Raw genomic sequence first — 16497 nt, 5'->3', positions numbered from 1 at the left:
GAACAGCGAGAGGTAACTACAAAAAGAGTAGAAGCAACCTAGGTTCCTGCTCGTACCGGAAGCAACCTAGGTCGGGTGCTCGGCGACTTTGACCACCATTCTATTCAGCTTTCGTACTGCGGACTTTGTTGCAATCCGCATCCTCTATGAAGAACTATAACCATCTGCTTTTGGCCGGTATAGCCGGCGCCAGCCTGGCCTTGGCTGGCTGCGCAACCAGTACCAAGGCGCCCCAGGATACCACCGCCAGCGTAGGGTCCACGGCCGTTGCTCCTGCTCCTGCCAAGGAAGGCCCCGTGCTGAAAGGCGTGGGCCTGGACATGGCTGACCTCGATCGTTCGGTGTTGCCGTGCGACGATTTTTTTCAGTATTCGGGCGGCAACTGGCTGAAGAACAACCCCGTGCCGGCGTATGCTTCCAGCTGGGGCCCGCGCAACCTGCTCGGCGACCGAACCCAGGCGCTGCTGCGCCAGATTCTGGAAGAAGCGGCCGCCAACCCGAACGCGCCGCAGGGCAGCAACTTGCAGAAAGTAGGAGACTTCTACGCGGCCGGCATGGATACCGTAGCAATTGAAAAAGCCGGCCTAGCGCCGCTGCGGCCGGAGCTGAACCGGATTGCCGCGCTGAAAGACCGCAACGGCCTACCCAACCTAGTGGCCCGGCAGAAGCTGCTGCAAACCGGCGCCTTCTTCCGCGCTAGTGTCGATGTAGACGATAAGATTTCCACGCAGTATGCAGTAGGGCTGGCTCAGGGCGGCCTCACCCTGCCTGACCGCGACTACTACTTCAAACAGGATGGCCGCACCGAAACCATCCGGGGCGCTTACCGCACGTATTTGCGCAATATGTTTGGCTTGCTCGGCGACGATGCCGCTACGGCGCAGAAGAATGCCGCGGCGGTTGAGCGCATCGAAACGCGCCTTGCCAAAGCTGCCCGCACCCGCGTGGAGCTGCGCGACCCGCAGGCCAACTATAATAAGCTAACCGTAGCCGCCGCCCAGAAGCGCTACCCCAACCTAGGTTTGCCGCGCCTTCTCGCTGATTTACAATTAAGTAAAGCTCAGGAAGTGATTGTCGGGCAGCCGGCCTTTTTCGATGAGGTAAACACCGTATTCAAAACCGAGCCGCTGGCCGACCTCAAAACCTACATGCGCTGGCATCTGGTGCGCTCGGTGGCTACAGCATTGCCCAAAGCGTATGTCGATGAAGCTTTCCGCTACCAGCAGGTGCTGGCCGGCACCAAGCAGCAGCCCACGCGCTGGAAGCGGATGCTGGCCTCAACCGACGCCACGCTTGGCGAAGCGTTCGGCCAACTGTACGTGGACAAGGCCTTCTCGCCGGCAGCGAAGAAAAAGGCGCTGGAGATGGTCGGCAACATCAAGGCATCAATGGCCGAGCACATTCAGACCAACACCTGGATGAGCGACGCCACTAAAGCCGAAGCCCTGAAAAAGCTGAATGCGCTGCGTGTAAAGATCGGCTATCCGGATGTTTGGAAGGACTACTCCGCTCTGACCATCACCCGCGAGTCGTACGTGAAAAACCTGCTGGCGGCGCGCGTATGGGAGTATCAGAAGGAAGCCAGGAAGTACGGCGGCCCTATCGACCGCAACGAGTGGGGAATGACGCCCTCCACGATCAATGCCTATTACAATCCGCCGATGAACGAAATCGTGTTTCCGGCGGGCTACCTTCAGCCACCCTTCTTCGACCCGAACGCCGATGATGCCGTGAACTACGGCGCTATCGGGGGCGTGATGGGCCACGAAATGACCCACGGCTTCGACGACCAGGGCCGGCAATACGACGCCGACGGCAACCTACGCGACTGGTGGACACCCGCCGACGCGGCCGAGTTTACGAAGCGCGCCGCCGTGGTGGGTCGCCAGTACGACGCCTTCTCGCCGCTCGATTCGGTGCACGTAAACGGCAAACTGACAATGGGCGAGAACCTGGCCGACTTCGCTGGCCTCACCATTGTGTACGGCGCCCTCGAAAAGCAGCTTCAGCAGAAGTACGGCAATAACCCACGTCCGCTCTACGACGGCTTCACGCCCGAGCAGCGCTTCTTCCTGAGCTGGGCGCAGCTACGACGCCAGAACATCCGCCCGGAAGCCCTGCGCCAGCAAATTCTGACGGACCCGCACTCGCCGGGCCAATACCGCACCATCGGGCCGCTGATGAATATGCCGCAATTCTACGATGCCTTCGGCTGCAAGGAGGGCCAGAAGATGGTGCGCGCCACCACTGACCGCGCCAAGATCTGGTAGCGCAAGCTAGGTTTGCGTTAGAAAAAGCACTGGCTCTGGCTGGTGCTTTTTGTTTGGTACCTAGGTAAGCCCGGATAGAATCTATCCTAGGTGCTGGACCTGCTTACCACTAGTTGCAAACGTTTTCTAAGCCTACTAAAAGGTTTTCTAACTATCACAAACGTTTGCGAGAAGAAATATGGTTTATGGAGCTGTTGTGTAGTAGTGAAGCTCGTATTTCCTCTTTACTTTTAAAGTGGTATTAGAATCTTGCAATACAGTTACCTGCTATTTGTCCCACACTTTTCTCACACATTCTCTCTTCAGCATGAAGAAACATCGACTCTTAACTTTTGCTTTAGTGACGGCGCTTGGCAGTCACTTTACGCTCTCCGCTCAGAACCTGCCCGTGGTGGTGGAAGCTGAGGCCGGCACCTCTACCACGCCGCCCGCTACCGGCGCTACTACCGGCGACTGGGCCGTGCGGACGATAGCTGCAAACGGGACCACGCCGGCTATTACGTATGCTACTTCGCTCTCCGATGTAGCCTCTGTACCGAGTGGGGGCTCAGCGCCTGGCACTGCCGCACGAGTATTAACCTTCACAGTTACTTTCCCTGGACCTGGTACCTATGACCTTTACGCTCGCATGCGAGTGGGTTCGGGCGGAGCCAACGACGACAGCTACTTCTACGCCAAAACATTCGGCTCCAAGGATTTCTCTGTTACCAGCGCCGATTGGGTAACAGCCAATGGCCTTAACAACGTCGGTTACATCGCTGGCAACAGCTTGGCTGTTGATGGTGCTGGTGGTGCAGGCACTGGGGTTTGGAAGTGGGTCGATATGTCGAAGTTCACGGTGAATGGCAGCGCAGCTACCACCTTCACCGTGCCTGCTGGTGCTCTGACGCAAACCTTCCAGATTGGTGCTCGTGAGGATGGCCTCGATTTCGACAAGTTCGTGTTTGGTACTACCGGACTTTATTTCACAGTGGCTAACCTCGACGCTGGTCAGCAGGGCTCAACTACGCCGCCGGTAGCCTTCGTGCCTAATGGTCCGCCTCTGGCTACTGGGAAATCGAAGTACCTAGGTTCTGCCTACAGCTTGCAGCAGTCCTTATACTTCCAGAAATACTGGAACTCGGTAACGCCCGAAAATGGCGGTAAGTGGGGCAGCGTGGAAGGCACTCGTGGCTCTTACAACTGGACCGAACTGGATAGCGCCTACAACCGGAGCCGCAAGATTGGCGGCCCGTTCCGGATGCACACGCTCATCTGGGGTTCTCAGCAGCCAACCTGGCTCAAAGGATTGTCGGATGCCGACCAACTGGCGGCCATCACTGCCTGGTTTTCGGCCGTAGCAACTCGTTACCCCAACATCGACTTCATTGATGTTGTGAACGAGCCGATTCACACTCCCCCCACCGGCTTGGTAACAACCGGAGGAGGCAGCATACCAGTAGGCTCCCCAGATCCGTCTGGTGGCGGCTACATCAACGCGCTGGGTGGCGCCGGCACTACTGGTTACGACTGGATCATCAAGTCCTTCACGATGGCTCGCCAGTACTTCCCAAATGCTAAGCTGGTGCTGAACGAGTACAGTGTGGAAAACGAACGGGTGAATGCAGAGAAGATGGTCACAATGATCAATCTGCTCAAGGCCCGCAACCTGATTGATGGTGTCGGCATTCAGGGCCACGCCTTCTCAACGGCTTCTACGTCGGTAACGACGCTGAAATCCAACCTAGATATTCTGGCAGCTCCAGGAGTACCGCTTTACATCACCGAGTACGACTCGGATGGCCTGACTGATGCCGCGCAGTTGGCCGAGTACCAGCGCGTGTTTCCGTTGTTCTGGGAGTATCCAGCCATCAAAGGTGTAACGATGTGGGGCCACCGCATTGGTCACTGGCGTACCGCCCAGGGCGCTTACCTGGTGAATGCTGATAACACGGAGCGGTCGGCCCTGGTGTGGCTGCGCGAGTACGTGAAGAACACCGTGCTGGGCACCAAGGCTGCCAGCGCCGCTAGTGCGTCTATCTTCCTGTACCCCAACCCGGCCGAAAGCGGCCGCGTGTCCCTGAGCCTGCCTGCCAACCTGACCCGCCAAGCCATTGACGTGTCATTGGTGAACACGCTGGGCCAGTCGGTGCGGCACCAGACGCTGCCAGCTTCGGCCGAAACGGTTCGTTCGCTGGAGCTAGGTAGCGTAGCAGCCGGCGTGTACACGGTGCGTCTGCAAACGGCCACCGGCACGTACAGCCAGCGCCTGACCGTCAACTAAGCTTCTTGGTAAGCAACGCCAGTTTCCGCTGGTGACAAAGCAGCCCTTGGCGTTCGACGCCGGGGGCTGCTTTTTTGTTAAAATAAGGGCAAAAACGACGGTCTGTATGGAGAAGGCAGCTAGTCGTTTTATGTTTACGGTTAAAAGCTTTTCGCTTTTCTGCCGGATTGCCTGCTACCTAGGTTCTTCTGGTGCTTGCCCCGCGCGCAAACAAGCAGTAGCGCGCAGTGCTTGATTTCTTAACCTTCCATCTTGGTTGGCGTTTGTAGCTGGCATTTGCCCCTGCAAACACCGACAACCCGATTTCTGCATGAACGCTCATCTTCAGGATATTCTCACGCACCCGTTGCCCTCGCTGGCTATTATTGGCAATCTGGTTATCATCGAAAGTCTGCTCTCAGTTGATAATGCGGCTGTACTCGCTACGATGGTGAGCGATTTGCCGCGTGATCAGCGCTTCAAGGCTCTCCGTTATGGCATCATCGGGGCGTACGTGTTCAGGGGCATCTGCATTCTGTTTGCGTCATTCCTGATTGAGTTCTGGTTTCTGAAGCCCTTAGGTGGCTTGTACCTTTTGTATCTGGTTTATAGCTACTTCAAAGCTGAAAAGTCGAGCGAAGAGGAAGTGCCGGACAAAGACAGGAGCTTGGTATACCGCTACACCCTAGGTCTGTTTGGAAAGTTCTGGGCCACGGTAGCACTCATCGAGCTGATGGACCTAGCTTTTTCCATCGACAACGTGTTTGCAGTGGTGGCCTTCACCGACAATCTTATTCTTATTTGCGCTGGCGTCTTTATCGGTATTCTGGCCATGCGGCTGGTAGCTCAGGCCTTCGTGACGCTGATGGGTAAGTATCCCTTCCTGGAAGTAGCTGCTTTTCTGGTGATTGGTCTGCTAGGTTTGAAGCTGGTTCTTTCCTTGTTCGAGCATTTTCAGCCGCGGCATCCGTTCAGCCAATTTCTGGGCAGCCACACCGCCGACCTAGGTCTGACAGTGCTGACAGTAGGCATGTTCCTGGTACCGCTGGCGTGGGCGTATTTCTTCAAGAAGACTAACAACCAGGAATCCTAAGAGCAGCTGCTTATTCGCCGACTACAAAGCAGGGGCGGTGCTCGGGGCAGTAATAAAATCGGGCTGGATATAAAGATGCTTTACATCAGCGTGACGCGCCTGAATGGTTTGGGTGAGCCGGCTGATAGCTTTCGTCACCTGCTCCGCCGACAGCGCAGGCTGAAACTCGGCGCGTATCACGACCAGAATATCGTTGGGGCTGAGGTAGGCCGTCATGGGAGGAGCAACGCGGGTTACGGCTTCGTCGGCCTGAGCTAGGTCCGTGAGCTGTTTCAGCAGTGCTGGCTCGGCAGTTTCACCCAGCAGCAAGCTCTGGCTTTCCCGAATCAGCAGAATGGCTATCGTAATGAGGATCAAGCCGATAATAAGCGATGCAATGCCGTCCAGGTACGGATTTTGAAGCTGATGACTCAGGAAAACGCCCAAGAAGGCGACGATCAAGCCCAGTAAGTCGGCGGTATCTTCGAACAGCACCACGAACGTAGCGGGGTCCTTGCTGCGCCGAAAGGCCGACCAGAACGATTGGCTGCCGCGCGAGGCGTTGAACGTACGCCGGGCGAGCAAAAAGCTAGCTCCGTCAAACAGAAAAGCTAGCCCGAGCACAATGTAGTTCCACTTCGGGTCAGTCATGGGGCTAGGGTGACGTAAGTGGCTGATCCCCTCATAAATGGACATGCCGCCGCCAATGGCAAAAATGCAGATAGAAACCACGAACGACCAGAAATACAGGTCGCGGCCGTAGCCAAACGGCCGCTGCTCGTCGGCGGGGCGCTGGCTGCGCTTCAGCCCGAGTAGCAGCAGCCACTCGTTGCCAGTATCTACCACAGAATGAATACCTTCTGAAAGCATGGCCGAGCTGCCCGTAAAAGCCGCGGCCACAAACTTGATAATCGCAATAGCCAGGTTGGCCGCTAGTGCCCCGAAAATCGCTGTTTTGGACGAAGGCTGCTCGGCGGATTGCGGAGGGGAAGTAGATAAGCTGGTCAAGGTGCGAAAGGCTAAAAGCGAAGGTCGAAATGCTTCTAGCCTAGTACGGTACCTAGCTTTTTTGGGTGAGAGCTCCGTCGGTTTTAACGAATACTAAAAAAGAAAAGCCACCTCATGCGAGGTGGCTTTTCCACTTGTTGATTCGCAAGGAAGTTGAGTTAGATAATCGTGCTCAAGCCTGCCTTGATGTTGTCGCGGTGGAGCTGCGAGGTGGGGAAACCTAGCACGCACTGCGCGATGTGCGTCCCGACCTGCTCCGTAGTCGACGGCGATGTGGCGTTCAGCTCAGGCGTCAACACATTCTGCACCAAAGCATCCTGCACGGCTTCTTTTACCACGTTGGCGGCTTCCTGCAGGCCAAAGTGTTCCAGCATCATTGCCACCGACAAGATGGTGGCAATCGGGTTAGCAATGCTCTTGCCTTTGGCCTGCGGGTACGAGCCATGAATAGGCTCAAACAGTGCGGCTTTATCACCCACCGAAGCAGAGGGCAGCAGACCTAGGGAGCCAGCAATAACCGAAGCCTCATCCGAAAGGATGTCGCCGAACATGTTCTCCGTGAGCATTACGTCGAACTGCTTGGGGTTCAGGATGAGCTGCATAGCCGCGTTGTCTACGAACAAGTAGTCTACGGCAACGTCTGGGTAGGCAGGAGCTAGCTCCTGCACCACTTCGCGCCACAAGCGCGAGGTTTCCAACACGTTGGCTTTGTCCACGAGCGTTAGCTTCTTGCGGCGGTTTTGGGCCGACTGAAAAGCTAGGTGCGTGATGCGCGTAATTTCGGGACGGGTGTAGGTGCAGTGGTCGAAGGCGCCATTTTCGGTGCGGCCTTTCTCCCCGAAGTAAATACCGCCGGTCAGCTCCCGATAGATCAGCATGTCGGCGCCTCTGATGCGGTCAGCCTTCAGCGGCGAGTGAGGTAGCAGTATATCATAGGCCGTAACGGGGCGAATGTTGGCGTACAGACCTAGCTCCTTGCGCAGGCGCAGCAAGCCTTGCTCCGGGCGCACTTTGGCCGCGGGGTTGTTATCGTACTTGGGGTCGCCGATGGCACCAAGCAGAATAGCGTCGGCGGCGCGGCAAGCGGCTAGCGTCGATTCGGGCAGCGGGTCGCCCGTCGCATCGATGGCGCAGGCACCCATCAGCTGATAGTCGTAGGTGAAGCGGTGGCCGAAGCGTTCGGCTACGGCGTCGAGTACCTTGATGGCCTCGTGACAGACTTCTGGTCCGATACCATCACCGGCCAGTACGGCAATTTTCTTTCTTAATATGCCCATGCGCGTGTGGTTTCGTAGGCGGCAATAGCCTCCTTTTGGTTGACTAAAAAATCGATGTCGTCGTAGCCGTTAATCAGGCACTCCTTCTTGTAAGGATCTAGGTCGAAGTGGATGCTTTCGCCCCAGGCCGGTACCGTCAGGGTTTGCTCCGGCAGGTTCACTACCAGCTCCGTTTGCGGGTCTTGCTCCACTTGGTCGAGCAAGCGTTGGAGCACTTCGTCGGATACTTGCAGAGGCAACAAGCCCGTATTCAGGGCATTACCGCGGAAAATATCGGCAAAGTAGCTCGAAATAACGGCTTTGAAACCGGCATCATACAGCGCCCAAGCGGCGTGCTCGCGGCTAGAGCCGCAACCGAAGTTCTTGCCCGCTACCAAAATATGGCCGCCGTAGCGCGCGTTGTTTAGCGCGAAGTCAGCCTTGGGTGTGCCTTCGGAAGTATAGCGCCAGTCGCGGAATAGGTTTTCGCCGAAGCCTTCCCGCGACGTCGCCTTCAGGAAGCGCGCCGGGATAATCTGATCCGTATCGATATTCTCAATCGGCAACGGGATGGCCGTCGTGCGAAGGATCTGGAATTTTTCCATATGCTAGAAAGCCGCAGCCCCTAGGTCCTGCTCACCGGGAGCAACACCTAGGGGCTGTGCGTTAATTAGTTCAGGTACTGGGTAATATCGACAATGCGACCTTCCACGGCCGTAATAGCGGCCACGAGGGGCGAGGCCAATAAGGTGCGGGCGCCGGGTCCCTGTCGGCCTTCGAAGTTGCGGTTGGAGGTAGAAACGCAATACGCGCCCGCCGGAATTTTGTCCTCGTTCATGGCCAAGCACGCGCTACAACCAGGTTCGCGCAACTCAAAGCCAGCTTCCGCCAAAACCTTGTCTAACCCCTCGGCAATGGCTTGCTGCTCCACCTGTTTCGAACCGGGCACGATGATGGCCTCCACGTTTTGGGCTTTGTGCTTGCCTTTCACGTAGCTCGCCACCGTGCGCAGGTCCTCGATGCGGGAGTTGGTACAGCTACCGATAAATACGTAGTTGATTTCTTTGCCCAAAAGCGACTCGCCCGGCGCAAAGCCCATGTACTTGAGCGAGTTCTGGAAGCTCACGGCTTCGCTGCTCGATACTTCCGTCGGAATTAACCCGTTGAGCGCGATGCCCATGCCAGGGTTGGTGCCGTAGGTAATCATCGGGTAAATATCCTGGGCATCAAAGTGATACTCCGAATCGAACGTAGCGTCGGGCTCGGAGTAGAGGGTGCGCCAGTAGGCGAGGGCCTGCTCCCAACGTTCGCCTTGCGGGGCGTAGGGGCGGCCTTCCACATAAGCGAAAGTCGTCTCGTCGGGGGCAATCATGCCGCCGCGGGCGCCCATCTCGATGCTCATGTTGCAGAGCGTCATGCGGCCTTCCATGCTCAGGCCCCGGATGGCGCTGCCGGCGTATTCCACGAAGTAGCCCGTGGCGCCGCCAGTACCTAGCTTCGAGATGATATAAAGCGGTAAATCCTTGGCTGTTACGCCACGGCGCAGCTCGCCATCTATGGTGATGCGCATGCGCTTGGGCTTGCTGATGAGCAAGCACTGCGAGGCCATTACCTGGGCCACCTGGCTCGTGCCAATACCGAAGGCAATAGCCCCAAAAGCGCCGTGCGTAGAGGTGTGGCTGTCGCCGCACACGATGGTCATGCCGGGCTGGGTGAGGCCTAGCTCTGGTCCGATAACGTGCACAATGCCTTGGCGCTCATGGCCTAGGCCATATAGCTCCACGTCGAACTTCGCGCAGTTTTCCGTCAGCTTGTTTACCTGCGAGCGGGAGAGGGGCTCCTCAATGGGCAGGTGCTGGTTGCGCGTGGGTACGTTGTGGTCGGCGGTGGCGAGCATCTGGTCTTTGCGGAACAGGGGCAGGCCGCGCGCAGTCAGTTCATCAAAAGCCTGGGGGCTGGTGACTTCGTGAATGAGGTGTTTATCAATATAGACGACGGATAAGTCGCCGAAGGACTTCACAACGTGAGCGTCCCAAATCTTATCAAATAGGGTCTTTGCCATGGGGTGGTGGGGTGTAGCGCGAAGCTCCCGCTTCGCGTACCGCTGAACGACTCAGGCTAAGTCGTCACAACGATGATTATTCAACGAAACGCGAAGCGGGAGCTTCGCGCTACAACTGCTTACAAGCTAGCTTGCTGCAACCAAGTTTTCTTGTTCGACCAGAATGTGCAAATCTTCGTCCACAACTTCCTTTTTGCGGTCGGCTAGCACCAAAAACGATGCGTAGGCCTGATCTAACACGCTCTTGTTGAATGCGTAGCCAATTTTCTGCAACCGATAGCCTAGGGCAGCGCGGCCCGAGCGGGCCGTCAGCACGATAGATGAATCGGGGGCGCCTACTTCGCGCGGGTCGATGATTTCGTAGGTCTCGCGGTGCTTGATCACGCCATCCTGGTGGATGCCGCTGGAATGCGAGAAAGCATTAGCGCCCACAATGGCCTTATTGGCTTGCACCGGCATGCCCATCATGTGCGACACCATCGTCGACGTTTCGGTGAGCAGCTTGGTGTTGATGTTCGTGTCGAGGTTCAGGTAGGGGTGCTGGCGCAGAATCATCACGACTTCTTCCAAGGCCGTGTTGCCGGCCCGCTCGCCGACCCCGTTGATGGTGCACTCGATCTGGCGGGCGCCATGTACTACGCCGGCAATGGAGTTGGCCGTAGCCAGACCTAGGTCGTTGTGGCAGTGGGTGGAAAGCGTCACATTCTCAATGCCTTTCACATTCTCCCGTAGGAATCTGATCTTGGCGCCGTACTCCTCGGGCAGGCAGTAGCCGGTAGTGTCGGGGATGTTGAGCACGGTGGCGCCGGCCTTTATAACGGCTTCGCACACGCGAGCTAGGTACACGTTGTCGGTGCGGCCGGCGTCTTCGGCGTAAAACTCCACGTCTTCCACGAAGGATTTAGCTAGCTTCACGGCGGCAATGGCTCGCTCCAATACCAATTCCTGCGTCGAGCAGAGCTTGTACTTCACATGCAACTCGGAAGTACCGATGCCAGTGTGAATGCGCGGATAACGCGCTAGCTTTAGGGCCTCAGCGGCTACCCGAATATCGTTTTCTACGGCCCTAGTTAGGCCGCACACGGTGGCTTCTTTGGTCTGAGCAGCAATGGATTGCACTGCCGTAAAGTCGCCGGGGCTCGATACAGGGAAACCGGCTTCGATAACATCTACGCCTAGCAGTTCAAGCTGCCGGGCAATAACAAGTTTCTCTTCCCTGTTTAGCTTGCATCCTGGCACTTGTTCCCCATCGCGCAGGGTTGTGTCGAAGATTTGGATTCGTTGAGCCGTCATCGTGTCGTTGCTGTTTGCTTACAGAATTCAGTATGCAACATCTCGGTTAAAACCCAGCTACAAAAATGAGTTTTAAAAGGCTTTACTATTTCTAATACTTTAATCAACTGCTAAAAACAGCTGTTAATCAGAAAGTTGCCCTTTTTATACGTACAATGCCTAACGGAAACACAGATCCAGTTTTTAGCTTAGTCAATTCACTGACGCGTTCCGAAAAGCGCCACTTTCGCCTGTTTTGCAATCGCCAAGGCTCGACGGAGGGCCTGAAGTTCTTGCAGCTCTTCGACGCCCTCGATAACCTAGAGCAGTACGACGAGGAGCGGATTCTCACGCAGGTGCCGTCTATCAAGAAGATTCAGCTGGCGAACTTAAAGGCCAATCTTTACCGGCAGCTCCTGTCGAGCCTGCGGGTGTACCAAGCGCACCAAAACCCTGATATTCAGCTACACGAGCAGCTCGATTATGCTCGCGTGCTCTACAACAAAGGCTTCTACCAGCAGAGCTTGAAGATGCTGGAAAAGGTGAAAGCCGCCGCCCAGCAGGCCGAAATGCCTCATGTGGCGCTCATTGCCATCGACTTCGAGAAGATGATTGAGTCGCAGTACATCACGCGCAGCTTGCAAGGGCACGCTGAAGTGTTGGCGGCGGAAGCCCAGGACACGGTGAAGCACCTAGGTCAGCTGCACGACCTTTCTAACCTGTCGCTGCGCATGTATGGATTGTACCTGAAAGTTGGTCACGCCCGCAATCAAGAAGACCACGAGGAGGTGACTAGTTTCTTCAAAGCCAACCTAGTGCCACTGTATTTGCAGGAGGCGGGCTTTTTCGAGAAGCTGTATTACTACCAGGCCCACGTGTGGTACTACACCATCGTGCAGGATTTTAAGGCGTGCTACCGCTACGCGCAGAAGTGGGTCGACTTGTTCGAGGCCGCGCCCGACATGAAGGAGGCGCAGACCATGCTCTACATCAAAGGGCTGCACAATCTGCTGGCAGTGCTCTACAACTTGCTGTACTACAGTAAGTTCATGGAAGTTCTGAAGACCCTGGAAGAGTTTGCCGCCGACCAAGACCGGCGCACCACGCCAAATACGGAGATTCTGTTGTTTCTGCACATCTACCAGCACCGCATCAACGCCTACTTCATGGAAGGCCGCTTCACCGATGGCTTAGCCATCGTGCCGGAACTGCTGGAAGACATGCATGAGTACCAGCGCCAACTCGATCCGCACCGCGTGCTGGTACTTTATTATAAAATAGCTAGCCTCTACTTTGGCAGCGGCGACAACCGCCGGGCCATCGAGTACCTCGACAAGGTGATTCACCACCGCGAAGGCAGCTTACGCGAAGACCTACAGTGCTTTGCGCGCATCCTGCGCCTCATTGCCTACTACGAAGCCGGTGAGGACGACGGGCTGGAATATCAAATCCGGTCGGTGTACCACTTCCTGGGTAAGATGAACAACCAGCAGCAGATGCAGGTCGAAATCTTCCGCTTTCTGCGCAACCTAGGTAACGTGGAGCCGACGCGGGTGAAAGAAGCCTTCATCAACTTGAAAGAGAAGCTGATCAGCATTGCGGATAATCCCTTCGAGCGCCGGCCCTTCCTGTATCTGGATATCATCTCGTGGCTGGAGAGTAAGATTGAGGGTGTGTCTGTGCAGGATATCATGAAGCGCAAGGTGCTGCAGATGAAGTAGGAGGTGGATACATAACATAGTAGAACGTCATGCTGAGCTTGTCGAAGCATCTCACGTGCTTTTCCAAGACGTCATTTCGACCAGCGAGAGAAATCTCGCGTGCTGATGTGGTGGTAAACCTTGCCAATTAGAATAAGCATTGCACGCGAGATTTCTCCCACTGGTCGAAATGACGTTCTTTTTATTTATGCTTCCCCTTTTACCTTGCTTACCCCTCCGCAAAAGCTACCTAGCTTTCGTGATGCCCTATCCTACCCACTCACGACCCGAATGAACCTCAACCGTACGCTTCTATTCAGCAGCGCCTTGCTTGGTCTCGGACATGCTGCCTCCGCCCAAAAAGCTAGCCCCAAGCCGACCGACTTCCACCAATGGGCCGCCACGCCGCCGATGGGCTGGAACAGCTGGGACTGCTACGGCCCGACGGTAGTGGAGAAAGAAGTAAAGGCCAACGCCGACTACATGGCCAGCAAGCTCAAAGCCTACGGCTGGGACTACGTGGTGGTGGACATCCGCTGGTACGTGGGCAACGACACGGCCCACGGTTACAACGAGAAAAATCCGGAGTATAACATCGACCAATACGGCCGCTTCACACCGGCGCCGAATCGGTTTCCGTCGGCGGCAGGTGGCAAAGGCTTCAAGCCGCTGGCCGATTACATGCACAGCAAGGGGCTGAAATTTGGCATCCATATCATGCGGGGCGTGCCGGTGGAAGCGGTGAAGCGTAAGCTGCCGATCCTAGGTACCAAAGTCACGGCGGCCGACATTCATACCCCGGAAGGGCAGTGCAACTGGCTCCACGATATGTACACCATCGTGGCCGGTAAGCCCGGCGCGCAGGAGTACTACAATTCCATTTTTGAGCTGTACGCTAGCTGGGGCGTTGATTTTGTGAAGGTTGACGACTTGTCGGAGCCCTATCACACGGCTGAAATCGAGATGATCCGCAAGGCCATCGACCGCACCGGGCGCAAGATCGTGCTGAGTATGTCGCCGGGCGAAACACCCATTGCCGATGCCAAACACGCCCAGCAGCACGCCAACATGTGGCGCACCGTGGGCGACTTCTGGGACAGCTGGGAGCAGCTAAAAGAACACTTCGAAGTGTGCGAGCGGTGGGCGCCGTATAGCATGCCCGGTGCCTGGCCTGATGCCGACATGCTGCCCCTCGGCCGCCTAGGTATCCGGGCGGAGCGTGGCGACGACCGCATGACGCGCTTCACCAAAGACGAGCAATACACGCTTATGACGTTGTGGAGCATCTTCCGCTCCCCGCTCATGTTTGGCGGCGACTTACCCAGCAACGACGCCTTCACCTTATCGTTGCTGACGAATAAGAACGTGCTGGCCGTCCATCATAACAGCAAGAACAACAAGCAGCTATTTCGCAACGGCGACGCCGTTGGCTGGGTGGCCGACGACCCGCAAACCGGCGACAAATACCTAGCTCTGTTCAACGCCGCCGACCAGAAACCCGCTGCTGAGCAAGATGCCAAGTGGGTGAGCAGCCAGATTACGCGGCAGAACGTTAGCCAGACAGTAGACATCGATATTACCGGGGCCAAGAAGCTGTATCTGTGCGTGCGCGGCGGTACGGACGGCACCGCCTGGGACCACGCCAACTGGCTCAACCCAACCCTCACCAACGGCGACAAGACCTTGCCGCTCACCAGCGTGACCTGGAAAGACGCCTCGGCCGGCTGGGGCAAAACGACGGTGAACAAATCTGTGTCCGGCGGGGCGCTAACCGTCGATGGTAAGGTGTACGAAAATGGTATCGGCACCCACGCTAACTCCGTGATGGAATACGACCTGCCGGCCGGCTACACGCGCTTCAAAGCCACGGTAGGGCTCGATAAGGCAGCTGCCGGGCAAAATACTGGCGGCACGCTCAAGTTTCTAGTATTTACTACGAGCCCGATGCAAGCCATGCCACCTGACTCAGCGCGCGTATCGGTGGCGCTCAAAGACCTAGGTTTCCCTGCCGGCGTTACAGTGCAGGACTTATGGACGGACAAGAAAGTGGGCACGTTCACGAAAGGTTTCTCGCCTTTTATCCGGCGGCACGGTGCGGGCTTCTACCGGATTTCGGCTGGTGGCAAAGGCAAGAAATCCTAGCTTTGATTGTTCTGAAGAGGGCAGCTAAGCCGAGGCGCGCGGGCTACGGTGACTTCAATGGCGGGGGTAAGGAACCTAGGTCTTCTTGTAGGATGGGACAAGAGGCGATGCCTGTACGGTAGGTAAGTGTTCCTGCTGGATGGAGCCGTCTTTATCAGGGAATGTTCCGTTCTTCCCTGATAAAGACGGCTAGTAAAATCGCTGCTAATCAATTTCTTCTAAAGTGTACTTCGGAGAAATTGCCTCAGTTGAGCACCAGCACCGCTTTGCCCCGTACCTTGCCTTGGCTGGTTTCCCCGTAGGCCTGCCGGACGTGAGCTAGGTCGTACACCTTTTCCACCGGAATCTGCAGCCCATCCTGCGCCAGAGCGGCTAAGGCGTTTAGTCCTGTGGCGGTGGGCTTAAGGATGAGAATCTTACGCTTTCTGGACGAGAACAGGTTATGGAAAAATGACCCTGCCAACCCCAGCGGCGACGGCAGCATGCTGACAAATGTGGCCCGGGGCTTCAGCAGCTCTTTGGCCGCTTTGAAGGCCAGCTTGTCTGATAGATCTATAATGGTGTCAAACCGCTGCGGTAGCTGGCTGATGCGCTGCTTGGTGTAGTCAACCACCAGATCGGCGCCCATTTGGGTGGCGCGTTGCAGCCCCGCCGGGCCGGTCACCGCCGTGACGCGGGCGCCGCACCGTTTGGCTAGCTGGATAGCAAACAGGCCCACGCCGCCGGCAGCCCCATTGATGAGTACCTCGTGGCCTTGGCCCACAGCGGCCAGCTGGTCGACAATCTGCAGGGCAGCCAGGCCGGTGACTGGCAGAGCTGCCGCCTGGTCAAACGAAATGGTGGCAGGCTTAGAAGCAATAGCGGCCTCGGCGACCACCACATAATCGGCCAGCGCCCCACCTTTGAAAACATCCAGGAAGCCAAATACAGCGTCGCCCACCTGGTAGCGCGCGACGCCGAGGCCCACCTGAGACACGATGCCGGCAAAGTCGATGCCGACGCCTTTCGGGAATTTTGACCCCGACAGGAGCTTCATCTCGCCGTGGTAAATTTTCCAGTCCAGGGGGTTAATAGACGCCGCTTTCACTTGAATCAGCAGCTGATCTTTGGCGATGGCAGGGGTCGGTTGCTCCCGCACCTCCAGAACCCGTTCGTCGCCAAACCGGCTATACAGTACTTTGCGCATGGTGGTGTTTGATTTAAAGTATGTGCTGTTGCATCGGGCTGCTCTCGAAAGCCGCGCCCGGCGTCGTCACTGCGCAGTTGCCTGAAACCTAGGTGTTCGTTCTGGCTGCCGCGGGGTGGTTATTGCCTTGCAAAGGTGAGCGGATTGCGGCCTCTGGTGCTACTCCAAAAAGGCGCAAAAACAGTCCGATACGGCGGCACAGCGCGGCTGCCCGATCGGACTGTTTTTGCGCCTTTTTGGAGTAGCACCGAGGCGGTTGCCGGTTCACCTTTGCAGCACACTTTCAG

The 16497-nt window shown here is 56.6% G+C and carries 11 protein-coding genes; 5 read left to right on the top strand and 6 right to left on the bottom strand.

Going from position 1 to position 16497, the window contains the following annotated elements; translation table 11 throughout:
* Nucleotides 1-146: 146 nt before the first annotated feature.
* From IEX74_RS05270 to IEX74_RS05260, 3 genes are all read left to right on the top strand, one after another.
* Entirely contained in the window at nt 147-2270 is a 2124-nt protein-coding gene (locus tag IEX74_RS05270) for a M13 family metallopeptidase (RefSeq protein ID WP_188811777.1), read from the top strand.
* A gap of 307 nt (nt 2271-2577) precedes the next feature.
* Nucleotides 2578-4533 carry an endo-1,4-beta-xylanase gene (locus tag IEX74_RS05265; protein WP_188811775.1) on the top strand — a complete coding sequence of 652 codons (1956 nt, stop codon included), beginning with the start codon at nt 2578-2580 and terminating at the stop codon, nt 4531-4533.
* Nucleotides 4534-4843: 310 nt separating this feature from the next.
* Complete coding sequence (locus tag IEX74_RS05260; RefSeq protein WP_188811773.1) at nt 4844-5605, top strand: TerC family protein; 762 nt, start codon at nt 4844-4846, stop codon at nt 5603-5605.
* 21 nt (nt 5606-5626) lie between these two features.
* On the opposite strand, the gene IEX74_RS05255 is transcribed toward IEX74_RS05260, so the two are convergent.
* The 5 genes from IEX74_RS05255 to IEX74_RS05235 all read right to left on the bottom strand — a co-directional run bounded on the left by IEX74_RS05255 (nt 5627) and on the right by IEX74_RS05235 (nt 11203).
* On the bottom strand, nt 5627-6592 hold the full coding sequence (locus IEX74_RS05255; RefSeq protein WP_188811772.1) for a cation diffusion facilitator family transporter: 966 nt from the start codon (nt 6590-6592) through the stop codon (nt 5627-5629).
* A 158-nt stretch (nt 6593-6750) separates the two neighbouring features.
* Nucleotides 6751-7869: a 3-isopropylmalate dehydrogenase gene (gene leuB / locus IEX74_RS05250; RefSeq protein ID WP_188811769.1), complete on the bottom strand. Its 1119-nt coding sequence runs from the start codon at nt 7867-7869 to the stop codon at nt 6751-6753.
* Nucleotides 7857-8453 (bottom strand): 3-isopropylmalate dehydratase small subunit, encoded by a 597-nt coding sequence (leuD, locus tag IEX74_RS05245; protein ID WP_188811767.1) that lies wholly within the window; start codon nt 8451-8453, stop codon nt 7857-7859. The genes leuB and leuD overlap by 13 nt, the downstream gene beginning before the upstream one ends.
* A gap of 65 nt (nt 8454-8518) precedes the next feature.
* Nucleotides 8519-9910 (bottom strand): 3-isopropylmalate dehydratase large subunit, encoded by a 1392-nt coding sequence (gene leuC, locus IEX74_RS05240; protein WP_188811765.1) that lies wholly within the window; start codon nt 9908-9910, stop codon nt 8519-8521.
* A gap of 126 nt (nt 9911-10036) precedes the next feature.
* The gene (locus IEX74_RS05235; protein WP_188811763.1) at nt 10037-11203 is read right to left on the bottom strand and encodes a 2-isopropylmalate synthase; all 1167 of its coding nucleotides are present in this window, start codon (nt 11201-11203) and stop codon (nt 10037-10039) included.
* Nucleotides 11204-11358: 155 nt separating this feature from the next.
* Here IEX74_RS05235 and IEX74_RS05230 point away from each other — a divergent pair, with 155 nt between their 5' ends.
* Nucleotides 11359-12903: a hypothetical protein gene (locus IEX74_RS05230; protein ID WP_188811745.1), complete on the top strand. Its 1545-nt coding sequence runs from the start codon at nt 11359-11361 to the stop codon at nt 12901-12903.
* A 270-nt stretch (nt 12904-13173) separates the two neighbouring features.
* Nucleotides 13174-15024, top strand: coding sequence for an NPCBM/NEW2 domain-containing protein (locus IEX74_RS05225; protein WP_188811743.1), 1851 nt, complete (start codon nt 13174-13176; stop codon nt 15022-15024).
* 244 nt (nt 15025-15268) lie between these two features.
* Here IEX74_RS05225 and IEX74_RS05220 read toward each other — a convergent pair whose 3' ends face one another.
* The gene (locus tag IEX74_RS05220) at nt 15269-16210 is read right to left on the bottom strand and encodes an NAD(P)-dependent alcohol dehydrogenase (RefSeq protein ID WP_188811740.1); all 942 of its coding nucleotides are present in this window, start codon (nt 16208-16210) and stop codon (nt 15269-15271) included.
* Between the last annotated feature and the right edge of the window lie 287 nt (nt 16211-16497).

The sequence above is a fragment of the Hymenobacter cavernae genome (assembly GCF_014641455.1).
Classification (GTDB): Bacteria; Bacteroidota; Bacteroidia; order Cytophagales; family Hymenobacteraceae; genus Hymenobacter; species Hymenobacter cavernae.
This window is presented reverse-complemented; position numbering and strand designations above follow the sequence as displayed.